Annotated in this window: 19 protein-coding genes and 1 pseudogene; 9 read left to right on the top strand and 11 right to left on the bottom strand. The window is 72.0% G+C overall.

What is annotated here, in order from left to right; all coding sequences use genetic code 11:
• Positions 1–6 precede the first annotated feature (6 nt).
• Genes WBK31_RS08635 through WBK31_RS08615 form a run of 5 tightly spaced genes read right to left on the bottom strand, consistent with a single transcriptional unit; the run spans position 7 to position 4,712 of the window.
• Positions 7–1,008, bottom strand: a complete 1,002-nt coding sequence (locus tag WBK31_RS08635; RefSeq protein ID WP_364065750.1) for a proline racemase family protein — start codon at positions 1,006–1,008, stop codon at positions 7–9.
• Complete coding sequence (locus tag WBK31_RS08630) at positions 1,005–1,898, bottom strand: dihydrodipicolinate synthase family protein (protein ID WP_364065753.1); 894 nt, start codon at positions 1,896–1,898, stop codon at positions 1,005–1,007. The genes WBK31_RS08635 and WBK31_RS08630 overlap by 4 nt, the downstream gene beginning before the upstream one ends.
• Entirely contained in the window at positions 1,898–3,307 is a 1,410-nt protein-coding gene (locus tag WBK31_RS08625) for an FAD-dependent oxidoreductase (RefSeq protein WP_406674589.1), read from the bottom strand. The genes WBK31_RS08630 and WBK31_RS08625 overlap by 1 nt, the downstream gene beginning before the upstream one ends.
• A complete protein-coding gene (locus WBK31_RS08620) occupies positions 3,304–3,546 on the bottom strand; it encodes a (2Fe-2S)-binding protein (RefSeq protein ID WP_364911482.1) in 243 nt (80 codons plus the stop codon). Before WBK31_RS08620 ends, WBK31_RS08625 begins: the two co-directional genes overlap by 4 nt.
• Positions 3,543–4,712: an NAD(P)/FAD-dependent oxidoreductase gene (locus WBK31_RS08615; RefSeq protein WP_406674588.1), complete on the bottom strand. Its 1,170-nt coding sequence runs from the start codon at positions 4,710–4,712 to the stop codon at positions 3,543–3,545. The genes WBK31_RS08620 and WBK31_RS08615 overlap by 4 nt, the downstream gene beginning before the upstream one ends.
• An 87-nt stretch (positions 4,713–4,799) precedes the next feature.
• On the opposite strand from WBK31_RS08615, the gene WBK31_RS08610 reads away from it, so the two are divergent.
• Together WBK31_RS08610 and WBK31_RS08605 are read left to right on the top strand one after the other, a co-directional pair.
• Positions 4,800–5,786: a COX15/CtaA family protein gene (locus tag WBK31_RS08610; RefSeq protein WP_406674587.1), complete on the top strand. Its 987-nt coding sequence runs from the start codon at positions 4,800–4,802 to the stop codon at positions 5,784–5,786.
• 221 nt (positions 5,787–6,007) lie between these two features.
• Entirely contained in the window at positions 6,008–6,733 is a 726-nt protein-coding gene (locus WBK31_RS08605) for a vancomycin high temperature exclusion protein (protein ID WP_406674586.1), read from the top strand.
• On the opposite strand, the gene WBK31_RS08600 is transcribed toward WBK31_RS08605, so the two are convergent.
• From WBK31_RS08600 to WBK31_RS08585, 4 genes are read right to left on the bottom strand one after another with little or no spacing between them, the layout of a single operon-like run.
• Positions 6,709–7,899, bottom strand: a complete 1,191-nt coding sequence (locus WBK31_RS08600) for a PrsW family intramembrane metalloprotease (RefSeq protein WP_378790111.1) — start codon at positions 7,897–7,899, stop codon at positions 6,709–6,711. The two genes, WBK31_RS08605 and WBK31_RS08600, sit on opposite strands and share 25 nt — an antisense overlap.
• Positions 7,886–8,890, bottom strand: a complete 1,005-nt coding sequence (locus WBK31_RS08595) for a cation diffusion facilitator family transporter (protein ID WP_364065773.1) — start codon at positions 8,888–8,890, stop codon at positions 7,886–7,888. Before WBK31_RS08595 ends, WBK31_RS08600 begins: the two co-directional genes overlap by 14 nt.
• Complete coding sequence (locus tag WBK31_RS08590) at positions 8,887–9,270, bottom strand: metalloregulator ArsR/SmtB family transcription factor (protein WP_364065776.1); 384 nt, start codon at positions 9,268–9,270, stop codon at positions 8,887–8,889. Before WBK31_RS08590 ends, WBK31_RS08595 begins: the two co-directional genes overlap by 4 nt.
• 53 nt (positions 9,271–9,323) lie before the next feature.
• On the bottom strand, positions 9,324–10,268 hold the full coding sequence (locus tag WBK31_RS08585) for a heme o synthase (RefSeq protein ID WP_364065779.1): 945 nt from the start codon (positions 10,266–10,268) through the stop codon (positions 9,324–9,326).
• Between the two features lie 434 nt (positions 10,269–10,702).
• Between WBK31_RS08585 and tkt the strand changes: the two genes are divergently transcribed.
• Genes tkt through pgl form a run of 6 tightly spaced genes read left to right on the top strand, consistent with a single transcriptional unit; the run spans position 10,703 to position 18,781 of the window.
• Positions 10,703–12,733 (top strand): transketolase, encoded by a 2,031-nt coding sequence (tkt, locus tag WBK31_RS08580; RefSeq protein ID WP_378790273.1) that lies wholly within the window; start codon positions 10,703–10,705, stop codon positions 12,731–12,733.
• A 6-nt stretch (positions 12,734–12,739) separates the two neighbouring features.
• Positions 12,740–13,831, top strand: coding sequence for a transaldolase (gene tal / locus WBK31_RS08575; RefSeq protein WP_364065783.1), 1,092 nt, complete (start codon positions 12,740–12,742; stop codon positions 13,829–13,831).
• Positions 13,831–15,444 (top strand): glucose-6-phosphate isomerase, encoded by a 1,614-nt coding sequence (locus tag WBK31_RS08570; protein ID WP_406675464.1) that lies wholly within the window; start codon positions 13,831–13,833, stop codon positions 15,442–15,444. Before tal ends, WBK31_RS08570 begins: the two co-directional genes overlap by 1 nt.
• 1 nt (position 15,445) lies before the next feature.
• Positions 15,446–17,083, top strand: a complete 1,638-nt coding sequence (zwf, locus tag WBK31_RS08565) for a glucose-6-phosphate dehydrogenase (RefSeq protein WP_364065785.1) — start codon at positions 15,446–15,448, stop codon at positions 17,081–17,083.
• A 1-nt stretch (position 17,084) separates the two neighbouring features.
• Complete coding sequence (locus tag WBK31_RS08560) at positions 17,085–18,002, top strand: glucose-6-phosphate dehydrogenase assembly protein OpcA (protein ID WP_364065788.1); 918 nt, start codon at positions 17,085–17,087, stop codon at positions 18,000–18,002.
• 5 nt (positions 18,003–18,007) lie between these two features.
• Positions 18,008–18,781, top strand: coding sequence for a 6-phosphogluconolactonase (gene pgl / locus WBK31_RS08555; protein ID WP_364065955.1), 774 nt, complete (start codon positions 18,008–18,010; stop codon positions 18,779–18,781).
• Between the two features lie 260 nt (positions 18,782–19,041).
• Here the strand turns inward: pgl and add are convergent, their stop codons facing one another.
• Together add and WBK31_RS08545 are read right to left on the bottom strand one after the other, a co-directional pair.
• The gene (gene add / locus WBK31_RS08550; protein ID WP_406674585.1) at positions 19,042–20,064 is read right to left on the bottom strand and encodes an adenosine deaminase; all 1,023 of its coding nucleotides are present in this window, start codon (positions 20,062–20,064) and stop codon (positions 19,042–19,044) included.
• Between the two features lie 144 nt (positions 20,065–20,208).
• The gene (locus WBK31_RS08545) at positions 20,209–20,979 is read right to left on the bottom strand and encodes a hypothetical protein (RefSeq protein WP_364065794.1); all 771 of its coding nucleotides are present in this window, start codon (positions 20,977–20,979) and stop codon (positions 20,209–20,211) included.
• Positions 20,980–21,052: 73 nt separating this feature from the next.
• Here WBK31_RS08545 and WBK31_RS08540 point away from each other — a divergent pair.
• Positions 21,053–21,589 (top strand): annotated as a pseudogene (locus WBK31_RS08540) (Clp protease N-terminal domain-containing protein); the annotation flags it as partial.
• Positions 21,590–21,635: the final 46 nt, after the last annotated feature.

Raw genomic sequence — 21,635 nt, 5'->3', positions numbered from 1 at the left:
GCCGCCTCACAGCTCGAAACCGGCCGGGAACGGGTCGCGGGGGTCGAGGAAGTACTGGGCGGTGCCGGTGATCCAGGCCCGCCCGGTGATCGACGGCAGGACGGCGGGCCGTCCGCCCACCTCGGTCTCCTCCAGCACGCGGCCGATGAAGCGGGTGCCGATGAACGACTCGTTGACGAAGTCCTTGCCCACCTCCAGCTCGCCGCGCGCGTGGAGCTGCGCCATGCGGGCGCTGGTGCCGGTGCCGCAGGGCGAGCGGTCGAACCAGCCCGGGTAGATGGCCATGGCATGGCGGGAGTGCACGGCGTCGGAGCCGGGCGCGGCGAAGTACACGTGGTGGCAGCCGCGGATGCGGTCGTCCTCGCGGTGCACCGGCTCGTCGGCGGCGTTGATCGCCTCCATGGTCTTCAGGCCGGCGGCGATGATCTCGTTCTTGGCGGCGCGGTCGAACGGCAGGCCGTAGTCGTCGAGGTTGACGATGGCGTAGAAGTTGCCGCCGTAGGCCAGGTCGTACGGGATCTCCCCGAAGCCCGGCACGCTCACCTTGGCGTCCAGCCGGTCGCAGTAGGAGGGCACGTTGCGCAGCGTCACCGACATGGCCATACCGTCCTCGACGGCGACGTCCACCTCGACGAGCCCGGCGGGCACCTCCAGACGCACGGTCGTGACGGGCTCGACCACCTCGACCATGCCGGTCTCGACCAGTACGGTCGCCACGCCGATGGTGCCGTGGCCGCACATCGGCAGCAGCCCGGACACCTCGATGAACAGCACGCCGAAGTCCGCGTCCGGCCTGGTGGGCGGCTGGAGGATGGCGCCGCTCATGGCCGAGTGACCGCGCGGCTCGGTCATCAGCAGGGTCCTGATGTGGTCGAGGTTGTCGCGGAAGTAGACGCGCCGCTCGGCCATGCTCGCACCCGGGATGACGCCGATGCCGCCGGTGATGACCCGGGTCGGCATGCCCTCGGTGTGGGAGTCGACGGCGTGGAAAACGCGCTTTGTCCTCATCGCAGCCCTTCTGCCAGTGCCTTCTCCGTCGCCGCGCGCACCACGGCGGCCTGCTCCTCGGTGAGCGGCTGCCTGGGCGGCCGGCACGGACCGCCGTGACGGCCCGCCAGGTCCATCGACAGCTTGATGGCCTGGACGAACTCCGTCTTGGAGTCCCAGCGAAGCAGCGGGTGCAGGCTCCGGTAAAGGGGCAACGCCGTGTCGAGGTCACGGGCCACCGCCGCGCGGTAGAGGGCGGAGCTGGACTGCGGCAGCGCGTTGGGGTAGCCGGCGATCCACCCCTTCGCGCCGGCGATCGCGAGTTCGAGCAGCACGTCGTCGGAGCCGATCAGCAGGTCGAGCTCGGGGGCCAGCTCGGCGATCTCGTACGCGCGCCGCACGTCCCCGGTGAACTCCTTGACCGCCACGATCAGCCCCTCCTCGTGCAGCCTGGCCAGCAGCGCGGGGGTGAGGTCGACCTTGGTGTCGTAGGGGTTGTTGTAGGCCACGATCGGCACGCCCGCCCGGGCGACCTCGCGGTAGTGCTGCAGGACGGCCCGCTCGTCGGCCCGGTAGGCGTTGGGCGGCAGCAGCAGCACCGATCCGCAGCCCGCCGCGGCCGCCTGCTCGGCCCAGCGGCGGGACTCGGCCGCGCCGTACGCGCCCGCCCCCGCCATGACGTTGGCGCCGCCCACGGCCTCGACCGCGGTCTCGATCACCTTGATCCGCTCGCCGGGGGTGAGCGTCTGGTACTCGCCGAGCGAGCCGTTCGGCACGACGCCGTCGCAGCCGTTCTCGATCAGCCAGCGGCAGTGCTCGGCGTAGCGGTCGTAGTCGACCGACAGGTCCTCGCGCAGGGGCAGCGCGGTGGCGACCATGACGCCGTGCCAGGGCTTGCTGCGGTTGTCCATCAGGGCAGTCCTCCAGAGGGTCGGCGAGCGGTGCTCTCGTCTTGGTCGGTGGTGAGCTCGGCCAGCGCGCCCAGCGTCACCGGCTGGGCGATCGGGCGGCGCGGCGGCTGCGGCGGCTCCCCGGCCAGGCAGGAGACGGCGTAGCCGCAGATGCGGCCCTGGCACCAGCCCATGCCGGGGCGGGCCAGGAGCTTGACGGCGCGGGCGCCGGTGGCGCCCAGTGCCTGCGCTTCGCGTACGCGCGCCAGCGGCACCTCCTCGCAGCGGCACACGAGCGTGTCGTCGCGCAGCCACGTGCGCCAGCCCGGCATGACGGGGTACGCCCGCTGCAGCGCAGCCCCGAAGGCACGCCCGCGCTCGCGCCGCCTGGCGAGCACCGCGGGCACGCCGTCGGGCCCCGCCGTGGCAGGGCGGCCCGCGTCGGCGGCGATGGCGTACCCGGCGACGCGGCCCTCGGTCTCGGCGGGCCGCCATCCGGCCACGCCGGTGGGCTCGCCGGCCGCCCAGACGCCGGGCACGCTGGTGCGCAGGGCGGCGTCCACGGCGAGCACCGGGCTGCCGTCGGCGTCGTGCCTGGTGGCGCAGCCGAGCTGGGTGCCCAGCTCGATCTGCGGGACGAACCCGTAGCCGACGGCCACGGTGTCGCACTCGACGACGCGGGTGGCGAGCACGTTCCACGCGGCGTCGAGCCTGGCCAGGGTGACGGCCTCGACCTCGCGATCGCCGTGCGCGGCGACGACGGCCTGGCGGGTGCGGTACGGCACCCGGTGGCGGGCCAGCGCGGCGGCGTACCCGGCGGCCTCGCCCGCCTTGGACAGCGCGTGCAAGGGGTGCCTGGCCAGACCGAGCCCGCCGTTCGCCTCGTGCACGCCGAGCACCCGCGCTCCGGCGGCGGCCAGCCCGGCGGCGACCGGCAGCAGGAACGGCCCGGTGCCGGAGACCACGACGCGCCGTCCGGCCACCACGCCCGAGCCCTTGAGCAGCGCCTGCGCGCCTCCGGCCGTGAGCACGCCGGGCAGGTCCCAGCCGGGGAACGGCAGCGGCCTGTCGTGCGCGCCGGTCGCGATCAGCAGCCTGCGGCCGCGCAGCTCGGCGACGCGCTCGCCGTCCCCGTTGCGCGTGACGCAGCGCAGGACGAGGTCGCCGTCCGGCTCGCGGGAGACGTTCCACGCCTGGTGGCGCGTCAGCACGTCGGCGCGCGCCTCCAGGGCCCGCGCCTGGCGCAGGAACCTCGCGAGATCCGGCTTCGCGCCCGGCCCTGTCTCGTCCGCGGCGGTGTGGCGGAAGTACTGGCCGCCGAGCCGCCGACCGGAGTCCACCAGGGCCACCCGCAGCCCGCCCAGGGCCGCCGTCAGCGCGCCCGCCACGCCGGCGGGCCCGCCGCCGGCCACGAGGAGGTCGTACGTCACGCCGTCGTCACCTCGTCTCCCGGCGCCGCCTCCAGCAGGCACGCCCGCTCGGGCGGCCGCCCGTTGACCGAGATCAGGCAGTCGAAGCAGACCCCGATGCCGCAGAACAGCCCGCGCGGCCGCCCGCCGAACCTGGTGCTGCGCCACGACCGCACGCCGGCCGCGTGCAGGGCCGCGCCGATGGTCTGGCCGGGCACGACCGGCACCTGCCGGCCGTCCACGGTGATGTGGAACGTCATGCGGCCTCCTTCGCGAAACGGTCGGGGCGGAAGGGGTGGAGGTCGAGCGCGGGCTTGTCGCCGGTGAGAAGCTGGGCGAGCAGGTGCCCGGTGGCGGGTGCGAGCCCGATGCCGGCGCCCTCGTGCCCGCACGCGTGGTAGAGCCCTGGGACGCGCGGGTCCGCGCCGATGACGGGCAGGTGGTCGGGGCAGTACGGCCGGAACCCGCAGTAGGACCTGATGGCCCGGATCCCGCGCAGCGCGGGGAACAGCTCGACGGCCTGCCGCGCCAGCTTGGCGAGCACGGGCACGGAGGTGGTGCGGTCGAAGCCGACGCGCTCCCTGCTGGCGCCGATGAGCACGGTCCCGGCGGGGGTGCCCTCGATGACGGCCGAGGTCTCCAGGCCCGCGTTGTCGCTGGCGACGTTGGTGACGTAGGCCGCGGTGTAGACCTTGTGCCTGATGAGCGGCTTGCGCAGCGGCTCGGTGACGAGGATGAAGCCGCGCCTGGGCAGGATCGGCAGCTCGACGCCGGCCAGCGCGGCGATCTCGCCGCCCCAGGTGCCCGCCGCGTTGACGACGGCGTCGCCGAGCACGTCGCCCTTGGTGGTGCGCACGCCGGTGAGCCGGTCGCCGGAGCGCAGGAAGCCGGTGACCTCGGCGCCGAGGTGCAGCCGTAGCGTGCCCTCGCCGAAGCTCTCGGCGGCGTGCCTGAGCAGGCGTGCGGCGGCGAGCATGGGCTGGACCTGCGCGTCCTGCGGGTAGAAGACCCCGCCGGCCAGCTCCGGCGTCAGGTGCGGCTCGTAGTCGCGCAGCTCGGACGCCTGGACGAGGGTGTGCTCCACGCCCTGCTCGGCGGCCAGCTCGGTGAGCGCCGCCATGACCTTGCCGGTCTCGGCGACGACGAGCCCGCCCTTCGGTTCGAACTCGAAGCCGCCGTACCCGGCCAGCTCGCGCCACAGCCCGTTGGACAGCACGGCGAGCTCCAGCTCCGGCCCCGGCTCCTTGTCGGAGACCAGCACGTTGCCCTCGCCCGAGCCGGTCGTGCCCGCGGCCACGGAGCCGCGGTCGATCACGGTCACGTCGAGGCCCGCGCGCGCGGCGTAGTAGGCGCAGGCCGCGCCCACGACTCCGGCGCCGACGACGATGACGTCGGACATCACCACCTCCTTCCAGTAATATGTCACATACCTTGTAATGGTGAAAGACCGGGACGGCGAGCCGCCCGGTGGCCGGTGGCGGGACCGCCTGTCATGGCCCCTACCATCGATGGCGTGAAGCTACCCGCCGACAGCACCAACCCCTTCGTCCGGCTGCTGCGCTCCTTCCTCGCCCCGACCGAGCGGTCGATGCGGGCCTGGGCGCTGGCGTCCGTGGTGGTCAACGCCGGCATCACGGTCACCGGGGCCGGCGTGCGCGTGACCGAGTCGGGGCTGGGCTGCCCGACCTGGCCGCGATGCACTCCCGACAGCTTCGTCCCGGTCGTGCACGCCGATGTCGACCCGCTCAACATGGCGGTGGAGTTCGGCAACCGGCTGCTGACGTTCCTGGTGCTGGCGGTGGGCGTGGCGTGCGTGCTCGCGGCGCTGCGGCTGTCGCCCCGGCGCTCCTCGCTGGTGCGGCTGGCCTGGCTGCAGCCGGTCGGCATCGTCGCCCAGGCGCTGTGGGGCGGGCTGGTGGTGGGCACCATGCTCAACCCGTTCACGGTGGGCATGCACTACCTGATCTCCAGCGGCCTCATCGCGGCCTGCTGGCTGCTGTACGCGCGCTCGGGCGAGGGCGACGCCCCCATGCGGCGCATCACGCACCGCGACGTCAGAAGGCTCGGCCACGTGCTGCTCGCCGCCGTGTTCGTGCTGCTGGTGGTGGGCGTCGGGGTCAGCGGCACCGGCCCGCACTCGGGCGACGAGCTGGCCTCGCGCTTCGACTTCGACATCGAGGTCATCGCCCGGCTGCACGCCGACATCGCCTACGTCGTGGTCGGGCTGACGTTCGCGCTGCTGTTCGCCCTCCACGTGACCAACGGGCCCCGGCCCGCCCGCCGTGCCGCGCTCGCGCTCTTCGGAGCCGAGCTGCTGCAGGGCCTGATCGGTTACACGCAGTGGTTCCTCGCCGTGCCGGCCCTGCTGGTGCTGCTGCACGTGCTCGGCTCGACCCTGGTGTGGATCGCCACGCTGCGGGTCGTCACCTCGCTGCGCGCCCGCGACCGCGAGCCCGCCCCCGTGACCCGCTCCCCCACCGAAGCAGCCGCCACCCTCTGACCGCGACCCACTCCCACCGGAACGGCCACCACCCTCTGACGGCGACCCACTCCCACCGGAACGACCACCACCCTCTGACCGGAACCCACTCCCCCACCGGAAAGACCGACGCCCTCTGACCGGAACCCACTCCCCCACCGGAAAGACCGACGCCCTCTGATCGGATATGCCAGGGTTTATGGGAGATGTCCGCCACTCCCCCGGTCCTGGAAGGGTGCGATTTGCTGGGAAAAGTCCGCCTCTCTCGAAAGACGCTGCGCCGGGCGTACCAGGGGCTGGTCCTGGTCAGCGTGCTCGCCCTGGCGCCCATGACGTGGGCCTGGCTGAGCAGTTCGGGACATCGCGCGACGGCGGAGGAGCCGGGCTGGCAGGCGCGGGTGCCGCAGGCGCAGGCCGCGCTCGTGCTGGGCGCGGGCCTGTACGACGGCGTCCACCCCAGCCCGATGCTGGCCCGCAGGCTCGACATCGCCGCCGAGCTGTACCGGGCGGGCAAGGTGCGGGCGCTGCTGCTGTCGGGCGACAACAGCCGCGCGGACTATGACGAGCCGACGGCGATGCGCGACTACCTGCGCGCCAGGGGCGTGCCGGACGCCGTGATGGTGCTCGACTACGCCGGGTTCGACACGTGGGACTCGTGCGTGCGGGCGCGCCGGGTGTTCGGCGCCGAGAAGGTGACCGTGGTGACCCAGGAGTTCCACATTCCCCGTGCGGTGACGCTGTGCAGGGCGGCGGGGCTGGAGGCGTTCGGGGTGGGTGACGACTCGGTCAGGCGTTACGCCGTCACCACCTACGCGAGCGCCGCCCGCGAGGTGTTCGCCGCGGGCAAGGCGTTCGTCGACGCCGTGGTCCTGCACTCCGACCCCGTCTACCCGGGGCCGCGCAAGGTCTCGCTCACCGAGATCCTGGCCCGGCCCGGCGGCGCTCAGGTGGGGGCGCCCGGCGCGTAGCCGGGCGGCGGCGACCCCCTCGCCACCGAGCGCGCGTGCATCGACGGCACCGGGAAGTCGGCCCTGGCCGTGCTCATGCATTCGAGCAGCGCCCGCTGCTCCTCGTGGAAGGTGTGCTCGTCGACCATGTGGCGGGCGGCACGCTCGTGCAGCAGGCCCAGCTCGGTGGCGGCGAGCTGGTAGTCGCGCATCGCGCGCACGCCGGCCTTGCCGCCGTGGGCGCGGGCCCACTGGCGCGCCTGGCGGCGGCGGGAGAACGTCGAGAGCATGTAGATGTCGGCCGGGGTGACGAGCTTGGTCGGCTCGTACGGCGGCAGGTAGCGCTGGATGAGCGCCACGATGCGCCGCCGGTCCCTGAACACTACGCCGATGAGCACCACCAGCACGACCAGCAGCGCCAGGTAGGCCACCACGAGCCCGGGGAAGCCGCCGTAGGAGGCCAGGCCGTTCCACAGGCCGTGCAGGATCATCGCGCCGGTCCAGCCCGCCAGCACGTACGTGGTGCGCTCGGGCCCGCTGCGCTGCGCCGCGTACGCGACCGCGACCCCGATCATGGAGCTGAACAGCGGGTGGGCCAGCGGCGAGAGCACCCCGCGCAGCACCACGGTCACGGCCAGCCCCTTGACGCCCGAGGTGGACAGCGCGCCGAGGTAGTAGCTGACGTTCTCGCTCATGGCGAAGCCGAGACCGACCATGCTGGCGTAGATGACGCCGTCGGTGGGCCCGTCGAGCTCGGCTCTGCGGAAGCGCAGCAGTCCCAGCAGCACCAGCCCTTTCATCGTCTCCTCCACCACCGGCGCGCCGAACGTGGCCGCGATGTTGCGGGCGCTGGCCTCCGACAGCTTGGCGGTGTCGATGATGTAGTGCAGGTTGAGCGAGTTGATCACGCCGGCGACGAGGACGGCGATGCCCGCGCCCCACGCGAAGGCGAAGATGAGGTTGCTGCGCGGCTCCGGCTCCATGCGGTCGAGCGCCAGCACCGCGGCGAGCAGCAGCGGCACCGGCGCCAGGGCCAGCATGAGCGCGATGAAGAACTGCACCGGAGCGCCGTTGATCAGGTCGAAGGAGAACGAGACGAAGGCGCAGATGCCGGTGATGACCAGCCCGATGATCAACGCGAACGACGGGCGGTCCTTCAACACCCAGCGTGGATCACGGGTCGCCATACGGTGACTTTAACGGATCGCAGTGCCGGGGTCCGTGTGGGTCGGCGCAGTGCCGGTCGAGCCCCGGCACCCCATGATCGACCTGCAGCGTCGTGTGGCCGATCGCGAACCGCTCGTGCAGCAGGTCGGCAAGGCGCGTGCGCACTTTGTGACAATCCGAGCCGCGGCTGACGAGTACGTGGGCCGAGAGCGTGGGATAGCCACTCGTCACCGTCCAGACATGCAGGTCGTGCACCTCCTCGACGTCGGCGTCCGAGGCCAGCAGTCGGCCGATCTCGTCGGGGTCGAGGTCGCTGGGCGCGGCCTGCAGCAGCACCCGGCAGGAGTCGCGCAGCAGCCCCCAGCCGGCCTTGAGCATGAGCGCGGCGACCACGAGCGCGGCGATGGCGTCGGCCTGGCGGAAGCCGGTCAGCCAGACCACGAGGCCGGAGACCGCGGTGGCGACGAAGGCGTACATGTCGTTGAGCACGTGCTGGAAGGCGCCCTCGACGTTGAGGCTGCGCCGGTTCGCCTTCGACAGCAGCCAGGCGGCGCCCGCGTTGACCGCGATGCCGGCCACGGCGGTGACCAGCACGACCGGGCCGTGCACGTCGGGCGGCTGCAGGATGCGCTGCACGCCTTCGTAGGCGAAGTACGCCACGAGCAGGAGCAGCGTCACCCCGTTGATCTGCGCGGAGAGTATCTCGGCCCGCTTGTAGCCGAAGGTGTAGGCGCCCTTGGCCGGGCGGGCGGCGATGCGCATGGCGAGCAGCGCCAGCGCGATCGCGCTCGCGTCGGTCAGCATGTGGGCGGCGTCGGAGATCAGCGCGATCGAGTTCGCGACCACGCCCGCGACCACCTCGGCCACCATGAAGCCGCAGATGAGCGCGAGCGCGCCCCACAGGTACCGCCTGTCGGCGTCGGGGCTCAGCGCGTGCCCGTGCCCGTGCCCGTGCCCATGAGCGCGGGCATGTCCGTCAGCATGGGTGCGGCCGTGCTGCACACCGCTCATCCCGTCTCCTTCAGATGCTCCCGGCTCAGGTCGAGCAGCATGCGGACGTGGGCGTCGGCCAGCCGGTAGTAGACCGTCCTGCCCGCCCTGCGGCTGGCCACGATCCCGGCCGTGCGCAGCAGGCGCAGCGCGTGGGAGACGGCGGTGTCGGACACCTCGACGGCGTCCGCCAGGTCGCACACGCACAGCTCGCCCGCCTCCAGCAGCGCGTACAGCAGGCGGGCCCTGGTCGGGTCGCCGAGCAGGCGGAACAGCTCGGCCAGCCGGGTCGCCTCCTCAGGTGTCACGAGCCGGTCGCGGGTGGCCGCGACCCGCGCGGCGTCGGTCTCCGGCACCGCGCATCCGTCCAGGCCCGTGACAACATCTGAAGAGGTGTTCATATGTGCATGGTACGAACGTGAAAAAGCCCGGCGCAACGGCCGGGCCAGAAAAGTCAGGACAACAGCGGGTCGATCGCCACGGCGAGGAAGAGCAGCGCCAGATAGGCGTTCGACCAGTGGAAGAAGCGCATGGGCCGCAGATGCACGCCCGTCTTGCCGGCGTTGAGCCTGGACAGCAGGCGGTGCACCTCCCACAGGCACATCACGCCCAGCACGGCCGCCACGATCGGGTAGAACAGCGTGGTGCCCGCCACCGGCCACAGCGCCAGCGAGCACAGCACGGTCGCCCAGGTGTAGGCGATGGACTCCAGCACCACGCGCCGCTCGGTGGCCACCACCGGCAGCATCGGCACGTTGGCCGCCGCGTAGTCCTCCTTGTAGCGCATGGCCAGCGTCCAGGTGTGCGGCGGCGTCCAGAAGAACACCACCCCGAACAGCACCAGCGGCGCCCAGTCGAGCCGCTCGGTGATGCCCGCCCAGCCGATCATCACCGGCATGCAGCCGGCGATGCCGCCCCACACGATGTTCTGGGCCGTGCGCCGCTTGAGGATCATCGAGTAGACCAGCACGTAGAACAGGATCGCGCCGAGCGACAGCAGCGCGGCCAGCCAGTTGGTGGTCAGCCAGAGCCCGGCCGTGGACACCACGCCGAGCACGATGCCGAAGATCAGCGCGTTGCGCGGCGACACCTGGTGCCTGGCCAGCGGGCGCTTGCGGGTGCGGCGCATCTTCTGGTCGATGTCGCGATCCACATAGCAGTTGAGCGCGTTGGCGCTGCCCGCCGATAGGGTGCCGAACACCATGACCGAGATCGACGTCCACAGCGGCGGAAGGCCGCCCGCTGCGAGGAACATCACCGGCAGCGTCGTGATCAGCAGCAGCTCGATGATCCGCGGCTTGGTGAGTGCGATGTAGGCCTTGACGACCACGCCGAACGTGCGCGGCGCCTCCACCTTCGGTGACGGGGCCGTCGCCTGCCTGTTGGTCAGCACCGTCAAGGCGCTTCCAGCCTGTCGGAAGTCAACGCGTAACCTCTGATTAGAGCGGATCCTTGGGCGGGCGCCGGAACGCCCCTGCGAACAAACAAACTGTAGTCGCAGGGTGAGCCGGTCCGGCCAATGGGGGGCTTGAGCCGTACATGGACACGCGAGGGTGGAATGGGAATCGATCGCCGTCCCTACTCGGTTAGTGTCCCGTGTAGGCGCGGGCCACGCGATCTCGCGGCCGGCCCTACGCACCACCGCGCGCGCGACCTGCGACCGGCCGGCAGGCCGGGCGCCGGACGGCGCCAGGTGACCGGCCGCGGGCGGGACAAGCCACAACCAATGACAACTAGATTCCGGAGATCGAGCACTTGAGCACCGAACTCGTGCCAGCCCTTGAGTGGACCGACCTCGACAAGAAGGCGGTCGATGTCGTCCGGGCACTGGCGATGGACGCAGTGGAGAAGGCGGGCTCGGGTCACCCCGGCACCGCCATGAGCCTGGCCCCCGCCGCCTATCTGTTGTTCCAGCGCGTGATGCGTCACGACCCCACCGACCCCGGCTGGATCGGTCGTGACCGCTTCGTGCTGTCGTGCGGCCACACCAGCCTGACGCTCTACATCCAGCTCTTCCTGTCGGGCTACGGACTGACGCTTGACGACCTCAAGCGGCTGCGGCAGTGGGACAGCCTCACTCCCGGCCACCCCGAGCACGGCCACACGGCGGGCGTCGAGACCACGACGGGCCCGCTGGGCCAGGGCCTGGGCAACGCGGTGGGCATGGCGATGGCCGCCCGCCGTGAGCGCGGCCTGTTCGACCCCGACGCCGCGCCCGGCGCCTCGCCGTTCGACCACCACATCTGGTGCCTGGTCAGCGACGGCGACATCGAGGAGGGCATCAGCCACGAGGCCAGCGCCATCGCCGGCCACCAGAAGCTGGGCAACCTCATCGTCATCTACGACGACAACCACATCTCCATCGAGGACGACACCCAGATCGCCAAGTCGGAGGACGTCGTCGCCCGCTACCAGGCCTACGGCTGGCACACCGAGAGCGTCGACTGGACCGCCGGCGGCGAGTACGTCGAGGACGTCCAGGCCCTGTACGAGGCGCTGCAGAAGGCCAAGGCCGAGACCGACCGCCCGTCGTTCATCCGGCTGCGCACCATCATCGGCTGGCCGGCGCCCAACAAGCAGAACACCGGCAAGATCCACGGCTCGGCCCTGGGCGAGGCGGAGGTCGCCGCCACCAAGCAGGTGCTGGGCATGGACCCGAGCAAGACCTTCGACGTGCCGGACGAGGTGCTGGAGCACGCCCGCGGCATCGTCCAGCGGGGCCGCGCCGACCACGCCGAATGGGAGAAGAGCTACAGCGAGTGGCGCCTGGCCAACCCCGAGCGGGCCGCCGAGCTCGACCGCATCTCGCACCGCGAGCTGCCGGCCGGCTGGGCGACGGCGCTGCCGTCGTTCGAGACGGGCGCCTCCATGGCCACCCGCAAGGCCTCCGGCGAGGTGCTGAGCGCGCTCGCGCCGGTGCTGCCCGAGCTGTGGGGCGGCTCGGCCGACCTGGCGGAGTCCAACAACACCACGATGAAGGGCGAGCCGTCCTTCATCCCGGAGGAGTACCAGACCAAGGAGTTCCCCGGTAACCGCTACGGCCGCACGCTGCACTTCGGCATCCGCGAGCACGCCATGGGCGCCATTCTCAACGGCATCGCGCTGCACGGCGGCACCCGCCCGTACGGCGGCACGTTCCTGGTGTTCTCCGACTACATGCGCCCGGCGGTGCGGCTGGCCGCGCTGATGAAGCTGCCGGTCGTCTACGTCTGGACGCACGACTCCATCGGTCTCGGCGAGGACGGCCCCACCCACCAGCCGATCGAGCACCTGTGGTCGCTGCGCGCGATCCCGGGCCTCGACGTGGTGCGCCCGGCCGACGCCAACGAGACGGCCTACGCGTGGAAGGCCGTGCTTGAGCACACCGACCGGCCGGCCGCGCTGGCGCTGACCCGCCAGAACCTCCCGGTCTACGAGGGCACCAGCGCCGACGGCGTGGCCCGCGGCGGTTACGTGCTGCGCGAGGCATCCGACGGCCAGCCGCGGGTCATCCTCATCGCCACCGGCAGTGAGGTGCAGATCGCCATCGAGGGCCGCGAACTCCTGGAGTCGCAGGGCATCCCGACGCGGGTGGTCTCCATGCCGTGTGTCGAATGGTTCAACGGGCAGGATCCGGCATATAAGCAGACGGTTCTGCCCTCGTCGATCAAGGCTCGGGTCGCGGTCGAGGCGGGCGTCGCGCTCGGCTGGCACGAGTACGTCGGCGAGCACGGCGAAGTGGTCAGCCTCGAACACTTCGGCGCGTCGGCCCCGTACAAGACGCTGTACGAGCAGTTCGGGCTGACGGCGGAGCGCGTCGCGGCGGCGGCCAGGGCGAGCCTGGCCAAGCTCGGTCAGGACAAGGGCGAGACGACGGGAAACTGAAGAAGAATGAGCGAGATCCTCAACAAACTGTCCGGCCAGGGCGTGGCCATCTGGCTCGACGACATCAGCCGTGAGCGGCTGCGCAGCGGCAACCTCGAGCAGCTGATCCGCGAGAAGAACGTCGTCGGCGTGACGTCCAACCCGACGATCTTCGCGAACGCGCTCAGCAAGGGCGACGCCTACGACTCCCAGATGCACGACCTGGCGGTCCGCGGCGTCGACGTCGGCGAGGCCGTGCGCGCCATCACCACCTACGACATCCGGTGGGCGGCCGACGTGCTGCGCCCGATCTACGACTCCAGCGGAGGCGTCGACGGCCGCGTGTCGATCGAGGTGGACCCGCGCCTCGCCCGCGACGGCGAGCGGACGATCGCCGAGGCCAGGGCGCTGTGGTGGCTGGTCGACCGGCCCAACCTGTTCATCAAGATCCCGGCCACGCTGGAGGGCCTGCCCGCGATCACGCAGGCGCTGTCGGAGGGCATCAGCGTCAACGTCACGCTGATCTTCTCCCTCGAGCGCTACCGCGCGGTCATGGACGCCTGGCTCGCCGGGCTGGAGGCCGCGCAGGCCAAGGGCATCAACCTCGCCACGATCGAGTCGGTGGCCTCGTTCTTCGTCAGCCGCGTCGACACCGAGATCGACAAGCGGCTCGACAAGCTGGGCAAGCCGGAGCTGAAGGGCAAGGCGGGCGTGGCCAACGCGCGCCTGGCGTACGCGGCGTTCGAGGAGGTCATGAACTCCGAGCGCTGGCAGCGCCTGCGCGAGGCCGGCGCGCGTCCGCAGCGGCCGCTGTGGGCCTCCACGGGCGTCAAGAACCCCGAGTACCCCGACACGCTCTACGTCGACCAGCTCGTCGCCCCCGGCACCGTCAACACGATGCCGGAGAAGACGCTCGACGCCGTGGCCGACCACGCCACCATCACGGGCGACACCGTGCGCCCGTTCTACGAGCAGGCGTGGAACACCATGGCCGCGCTCAAGGACGCCGGCATCGACTACGACGACGTCGTGAAGGTGCTGGAGGACGAGGGCGTGGAGAAGTTCGAGGCGTCCTGGAACGAGCTGCTGGAAAGCGTCAGCAAGAACCTGGTTCCGTGATGTACGTCTCTTACCGCGAGGAGGGGGTGGCCGCTGCCGCCTCCTCCGTCGCGGGGCGCCTCGTCGCCGACGGCGTGCCCGCGCGGCTCGCCGACGGCGACCCCACGCTGTGGGGTGAGGACGCCGAGGCGGAGGCGGCGGCCCGGCTCGGCTGGCTGTCGCTGCCCCGCCACTCCCGCGAGCTGCTGCCCGTGCTGGGCAGGCTCGCGGACCGGGCCCGCGCCGCGGGCCTGACCAACGTGGTGCTGGCCGGCATGGGCGGCTCGTCGCTCGCGGCGCAGGTCATCTGCGACACCGCGGACGTGCCGCTCACCGTGCTCGACACCACCGACCCAGGCCAGGTGCGCAGGGCCCTGGCCGAAGGGCTTTCCTCCACGGTCGTGGTGGTGGCGGGGCGCAGCGGCTCGACGGTCGAGACCGACTGCCTGCTGCGCGTCTACGAGCAGCGCTTCGCCGACGCCGGCCTCGACCCGGCCGGCCACATCGTGGTCGTCACCGCTCCAGGGTCCCCGCTGGAGCGGCACGCCGTGCGGGCCGGCGACCAGCTCGTGCCCGCCTCGCCCAGCGTGGGCGGCCGCTATTCGGCGCTGTCGGCGTTCGGGCTGGTGCCCGCCGCCCTGGCGGGTGCCGACGTGGAGCGGCTGCTCGACGACGCCGGCGAGGTGCTGCCGCTGCTGTCGCGCGAGGACGGCAACCCCGGGCTCGACCTGGGCGCCGCGCTCGCCGCCTCGGCGCTGGCCGGCCGCGACAAGCTGGTGCTCGAAGACCGGCTGACGGCCATCAACGGGCTGCCCGACTGGATCGAGGAGCTGGTCGCCGAGTCCACCGGCAAGCAGGGCAAGGGCATCCTTCCCGTGGTGGGCGCCGACCCCAACGGCGCCTCCGACGAGCTGGTCGTCGCCATCGACTCCGACGACGGCGACGTGCGGGTCGACGGCCCGCTGGGCGCGCAGTTCCTCGTCTGGGAGTACGCGACCGCGCTCGCCTGCGCGGTGCTGCGGGTCAACCCGTTCGACGAGCCCAACGTCGCCGAGTCCGCCGCCAACACCGACACCCTGCTGTCCCTGCCCGACCTGCCGACCGGCGCGCCGTCGTTCGTGGACGGCCCGGTCGAGGCGTACGGCGCGGCGACGGCCAGGGACCTGCCCGGGCTGTTCGCCGAGCTGCTGCACACCATCCCCCGCGACGGCTACCTCGCGATCATGGCGTATCTCGACCGGCTGGCCGCCTTCGACGCGCCGGTGCCCGAGGGCGCCGACTTCGACCAGATGACCGACGCCTGGATGATGGCCGACCCGCTGACGCTGCGCGCGCTGCTCGCGCAGCGCACCGACCGGCCGGTCACGTTCGGATGGGGGCCGCGCTTCCTGCACTCGACCGGGCAGTACCACAAGGGCGGGCCGCAGAACGGGGTGTTTCTGCAGATCACGGGGGCAGTGGAGGAAGACGTCGCCGTTCCCGGCCGGCCCTACACGCTGGGCCGGCTTCAGCTCGCGCAGGCGCTGGGCGACCTGGGGGCGCTGGAGACCCGCGGCCGCCCTGCCGTACGCCTGCATCTGACCGACCGCGCGGCGGGAGTCGCGCGTTTGCTCGCAGCCGCACAGGAGGCTTGAGATGACTGACCGCGCTGACCCCGCGGCACCTGAAGAACCCGCGGCGCCGGGCGCGCCCGCGGAGGAGGCCCTCACCGTGGCGTCCGCCGTCGCCGGCACGTCCACCACCGAGGCGGTGGCCGCGGCCAATCCGCTGCGCGACCCGCGCGACAAGCGGCTGCCCAGAGTGGCGGGGCCGTGCGTGATGGTGTTGTTCGGTGTGACGGGTGACCTGGCCAAGCGCAAACTGCTGCCGGCGATTTACGACCTGGGCAACCGGGGGCTGCTGCCACCCGGCTTCTCGCTGGTCGGCTTCGCCCGGCGCGATTGGAAGGACCAGGATTTCGCCCAGTTGACGTACGAGGCCGTCAAGGCGCACGCCAGGACGCCGTTCCGTGAGGAGGTCTGGAAGCAGCTTCGCGAGGGCATCCACTTCGTGCCCGGCGAGTTCTCCGACGACGGCGCCTTCGATGCGCTCGCCATGGCGTTGGCCGAGATCGACGAGACCCGGGGCACCGGCGGAAACTACGCTTTCTACCTGTCGGTGCCGCCGAAGTTCTTCCCCGTGGTGGTGGAGCAGCTCAAGCGCACCGGCCTGTCCGACGCGCCCGAGGGCTCCTGGCGGCGCGTGGTGATCGAGAAGCCGTTCGGCCACGACCTGAAGTCGGCACACGAGCTGAACGAGATCACCACCTCGGCCTTCCCCGAGAGCTCGATCTTCCGGATCGACCACTACCTCGGCAAGGAGACGGTCCAGAACATCATGGCGCTGAGGTTCGCCAACAACCTCTACGAGCCGATCTGGAACCGCAGCTTCGTCGACCACGTGCAGATCACGATGGCCGAGGACATCGGCATCGGCGGCCGGGCCGGCTACTACGACGGCATCGGCGCCGCCCGCGACGTGATCCAGAACCACCTGCTCCAGCTTCTCGCGCTCGTCGCGATGGAGGACCCGACCTCGTTCGAGGCGGCCTCGCTGCGCCGGGAGAAGGAGAAGGTGCTCAAGGCCGTGCGGCTGCCGGCCAACCTGGCGCTCAACACCGCGCGCGGCCAGTACGCCGCCGGCTGGCAGGGCGGCGAGAAGGTCGTCGGCTACCTCCAGGAGGAGGGCATCTCGCCCGACTCCACGACCGAGACGTACGCGGCGATCAAGCTGGAGATCGCCAACAGGCGCTGGGCCGGGGTGCCGTTCTACCTGCGCACCGGCAAGCGGCTCGGCCGCCGGGTGACCGAGGTGGCCGTGGTGTTCCAGCGGGCGCCGCACCTGCCGTTCAGCGCCGACGACACCGAGATCCTCGGCCAGAACGCCCTGGTCATCCGGGTGCAGCCGGACGAGGGCATCACCGTGCGCTTCGGCTCGAAGGTGCCGGGCACGGCGATGGAGGTGCGCGATGTGTCCATGGACTTCGCCTACGGCGAGTCGTTCCTGGAGTCGTCGCCCGAGGCGTACGAGCGGCTGCTGCTCGACGTGATGATCGGCGATCCGCCGCTCTTCCCGCACCAGCGGGAGGTGGAGCTGTCGTGGAAGATCCTCGACCCGATCGAGGAGTTCTGGGCCACGCAGGGCCAGCCGGAGCCGTACGAGTCGGGCTCGTGGGGTCCCACGTCGGCCGATGCGATGATGGCCCGCGACGGCCGCGTGTGGAGGAGGCTCTGACATGACGACCTTCATGCTGACCGACACCACGGCAGGCAAGATCGCCGCCCAGTTCACGCACCTGCGTCACCAGATGGGCGCGCCGGCCATCGGCATGGTGCTCACGCTCGTCGTGGTCTGCGAGGAGCGCCACCAGTACGACGCGCTGCGGGCGGCCACCGAGGCGGCCCGCGAGCACCCGTCGCGCATCATCGTGGTGATCAAGCGCGAGGAGGACGAGCCGATCAGGCTGGACGCCGAGCTGCGCATCGGCGAGAACACGCCCGGCGAGGTCGTGGTGCTGCGCCTGTATGGCGAGCTGACCGAGCACGCCGACTCCGTCGTCAGCCCGCTGCTGCTGCCCGACACGCCCGTGGTGGCCTGGTGGCCGGGCGCGGCGCCCGACGTGCCGTCCAAGGACGCCATCGGGGCGCTGGCGCAGCGGCGCATCACCGACGCCAAGGGCTTCGACGACGGCGGCGTCAAGTCGCTGGTGACCCGCGCCAAGGGGTACGCCCGCGGCGACACCGACCTGGCCTGGGCTCGGATCACGCCGTGGCGCAGCCTGCTGGCGGCCGCGTTCGACCAGCCGGTGGGCAAGGTGCGCAAGGGCACGGTCGAGGCCGCGGCCGGCCACCCGAGCGCGCCGCTGCTCGCGGCCTGGCTGTCGGAGCGGCTGGGCTGCTCCGTCAAGGTCGTCGACTCGGCGGGTCCCGGCCTGACCGCCGTGCGCCTGCAGCTCGCCGCGGGCGGTGAGCTGTCGGTCGTGCGCAACGACGCCCGCGTGGCCACGCTCTCGCGTCCCGGCCAGCCGGACAGGACCGTGGCGCTGGCCCGCCGGCAGACCTCGGAGCTGATGGCCGAGGAGCTGCGCAGGCTCGACAGCGACGAGATCTACGAGGCCGCGGTCAAGCGTTTCGCGAGGACGTTCAAGGGATGAGCAAAGTGAGCGTGCCCACCATCGTCGTGCACCGTGACGCCGAAGTCCTGGCCAACGCCGTGGCGGCGCGCATCATCACGCGGCTGGTCGACGCGCAGGCGGCCAAGGGCTCTGCGTCGATCGTGCTGACCGGCGGCACGATCGGCACCGCCACGCTGGCCGCCATCGCGGCCACGCCGGCCAGGGACGCCGTCGACTGGCGGCGCCTGGACATCTGGTGGGGCGACGAGCGGTTCCTGCCCGACGGCGACAAGGAGCGCAACGAGACCGGCGCCCGCCAGGCGCTGCTCGACCACGTCGACGTCGATCCCGAGCGGGTGCACGTCATGCGCGGCCCCGACTCGGGGATGACGGCCGAGGAGTCCGCCGACGCCTACGCCGCCGAGCTGCGCAAGGCCGCCAGGCCCGAGGATCACGGGCCGGTGCCCGCCTTCGACGTGATGCTGCTCGGCATGGGGCCGGACACCCACGTGGCGTCGCTGTTCCCCGGCATGCCGGCCCTGTACGACACCCGCCCGGTGGTGGCCGTGCACGGCTCGCCCAAGCCGCCGCCCACCCGTATCTCCCTGACCCTGCCCGCCATCCAGGCCTCGCGCGAGGTGTGGGTGGTCGCGGCGGGCGAGGAGAAGGCGGGCGCGGTGCGCATGGCGCTGTCCGATTCCGGGCCCGTGCAGGTGCCGGCGGCGGGGGCGCGGGGGCGCGGGCGGACGCTGTTCCTGCTCGACCGCGCGGCGGCGGCCAAGATCCCGCCGGGTCTCGGCCGCCTCGCATCCCCGTGATCCGCCGCGTCCGGGAAGCCTCGTGCCCGGCGGCTTCCTGAGACCCGGTCAGACCCTTTCAGAGGCCCCCAGAGCCCACCTTGCGCGAGGTGCGGCCTTGGGGGCCTCGGCTTTGCCGCCAGAGCCTTCGAGCGTCCCTGAGAGCCTTGTGGAGGGCTTCCGCGGCTCGCTCCCCTCGCGGGGAGCTCCCTGCTCCGCCCGGGCGACGTGTGGCTCACTCCCCGTGGCGCCGGACGCCGGGCGGCCGACGTGGTGCACGCTCAGCCGGGTGCGGCCGCGAGGGTGTCGATCTCGGTGAGCAGTGCCTGCTTGCGCTCCTCCGCCAGGTACGACGCCCGCACCCCGTTCCGTGCCAGCTCGGCGAGCTGCTCCCGGCCGAAGCCGAACACCCGGGCCGCGACCCGGTACTCGTCGGCCAGCGTGGTGCCGAACATGGGCGGATCGTCGCTGTTCAGCGTCACGTACAGCCCCTCTTCCAGCAGCCGGGGCAGCGGGTGGTCCTCGATACGGGCGATCTGTCCCGTGCACAGGTTGGACGTCGGGCAGACATCGAGCGGGATCTGCGTCTCCCGCAGATGCGCCACCAGCCGGGGGTCGGCCAGGCAGTTGATGCCGTGGCCGATGCGCTCGGCGCCGTAGTGCTCCACGACCTCCCAGATCGTCTCCGGCCCGGTCATCTCCCCGCCGTGCGGGACGCTGTGCAGCCCGGCCGCCCGCGCGGCGGCGAACGCGGCGCGGTAGGCGTCGCGGTACTTCGGGCGTTCCTGTTCGATCCCGCCGATGCCGAAACCTACCAACGCGGTGGGAGGTTCTTCGAGCGCGTGCTTGAGCGTCACCTTGGCGGCCTCTTCGCCGTACTCGCCGGGGATGTCGAAGATGTAGGCGATCTCGACGCCGTGCTCGGCGAGCGCGTCGCGGGCGGCCAGGTCGAGCGCCTCGGTGACCGCGCGCATCGGCAGGCCGACCACGTGCTGGGCGTACGGCGTGACCTGCAGCTCCGCGTACCGCCCGCCTTGGGAGGCGAGGTCGCGGGCCAGGCCGAGCACGAGCGCGGCGACGTCCTCGGGCTCGCGTATGAGCGCGTTGACGGCCGCGTACACGCGGGCGAAGTGCGGGAAGTCCCGGAAGGTGTAGAAGCGGCGCAGCTCCTCCTCCGTGGTGGGGACGCCGCTGCCCGGGTGGCGGCGCGCCAGCTCCAGCACGGTGGGGACCGAGGCGGAGCCGACGTGGTGAACGTGCAGCTCGACCTTGGGCAGGGCGTCGATGAAGTCGTCGAGGGTCATGCGGACGACCATAAGACCGGCGTATCCCGAAAGGACAGGTTTTAGCGCTGAATCTCACACAAGTTTGTCAGATTATCGGGCCGAGTCGCGCTGAGGCGGTGACCAGCACCGACGTGCATGATCGCGGGCCGCCGCGCCGCCCGCTCACCGCTCCAGCCGTTGCCGGGCGTGGCGTTCCTCGCGGCGCGCGACTTCGAGCCGCTGCCTGGCGTCCTCGAGTTTCTTACGCGCCTTGGCCAGCTTCCTCTCCAGCCGAGCCACCTTCCCCGCGCGCTCGTCGTGCTCCTTCTGGGCGGTCTCCAGCTGCGCCGCCCACTCCCGGTGCGCCGCCTCGGCCTCCTCGCGCTCCTTGGCCTTCCTGGCGGTCTCCTCCTCCCGCCTGCGCGCCTCCTCGGCCGTGTCCGCCTCGTCTCCGCCGCTCTTCTTCCTTCGCGGCGGACGCTCGCGGGTGACGGGCGCGGGGGCGAAGCCGCTGTACCGCAGGGGCTTGGCCAGCCGCCCCCGCCGTACCTCCTCGGCCGCCTCCCCGTCCACCAGGGCGGCGTCCAGGGTCTGGTCCACCTCGGTGGCGGCGGCGGCCGACAGGTCACCCGCCCGCCTGGCCAGCCGGCCCACCTTGGCGGTCACCTCACCCCTGAGCCGGGCCAGCTCGGCCAGCGCGTCCGCGTCCTGCTCCCGCCAGGCCGCGCGCAGCCGCTCCCCCACCTCCAGCAGCTCGCGGAGCTCGTCGGGATGCTCGCGGGAGAGCCGGTTCACCGCCCACGCCGACACCGTGGGCTTGCGCAGCTTCGCGATCTCGCGGGAGAGCCGTACGTCGCCCGCCTCCTTCGCCGCGCGGGCCTCCTCCGCGCGGGCGGCGGTGAACTCCGGCGGCGGCACCCCGTACAGGCGATCGGCCACCTCATCGAGATCCACACAGGACAAATACCCTCCGCCGCCGATTTTCTAGCGCATAGTGGAGACAGCCCCAGCCGAACGGAGGCCCCCGGTGTTCGAGCGATTCACCGACCGTGCGCGCAGGGTCGTCGTCCTCGCCCAGGAGGAGGCGCGGATGATGAACCACGACTACATCGGCACTGAACACATATTGCTCGGTCTCATCCACGAGGGCGAAGGGCTCGCGTCCCTCGTGCTCACCGAGTGCGGCGTGCAGCTGGAGCGCGTACGCGCGTTCGTGGAGCAGGAGATGGGCCACGGTGCCAAGGAGCCCCACGGGCACATCCCCTTCACGCAGCGCGCGAAGAAGGTCCTGGAGCTGTCGCTGCGCGAGGCCCTGCAGCTACGCCACAACTACATCGGTACCGAGCACATCCTGCTGGGCCTGATCAGGGAGGGCGAGGGCCCGGCCGCCCAGGCGCTCGCCGACGCGGGCGTGGAGCCCGCGGACGTACGCCGGCGCGTCCTCGACCGGCTCAGCCGCGGCTCCAGGGAACGTCCGTCCGAGATCTTCGCCGCAGGCGGCTCGACGCTGCAGGAGCAGCTCACCCAGATCCAGGAGAGCCTCGATCGGATCGAACGCCACCTCGGCATCAAACGCGACGAGCCGCCCGCACCAGCGAGCCGGGAGGGCA

This window comes from Nonomuraea sp. N2-4H (genome assembly GCF_045291505.1).
Classification (GTDB): domain Bacteria; phylum Actinomycetota; class Actinomycetes; order Streptosporangiales; family Streptosporangiaceae; genus Nonomuraea; species Nonomuraea fastidiosa.
Note: the sequence above shows the minus strand (reverse complement) of the source record. Positions and strands in the feature narration are given on the sequence as shown.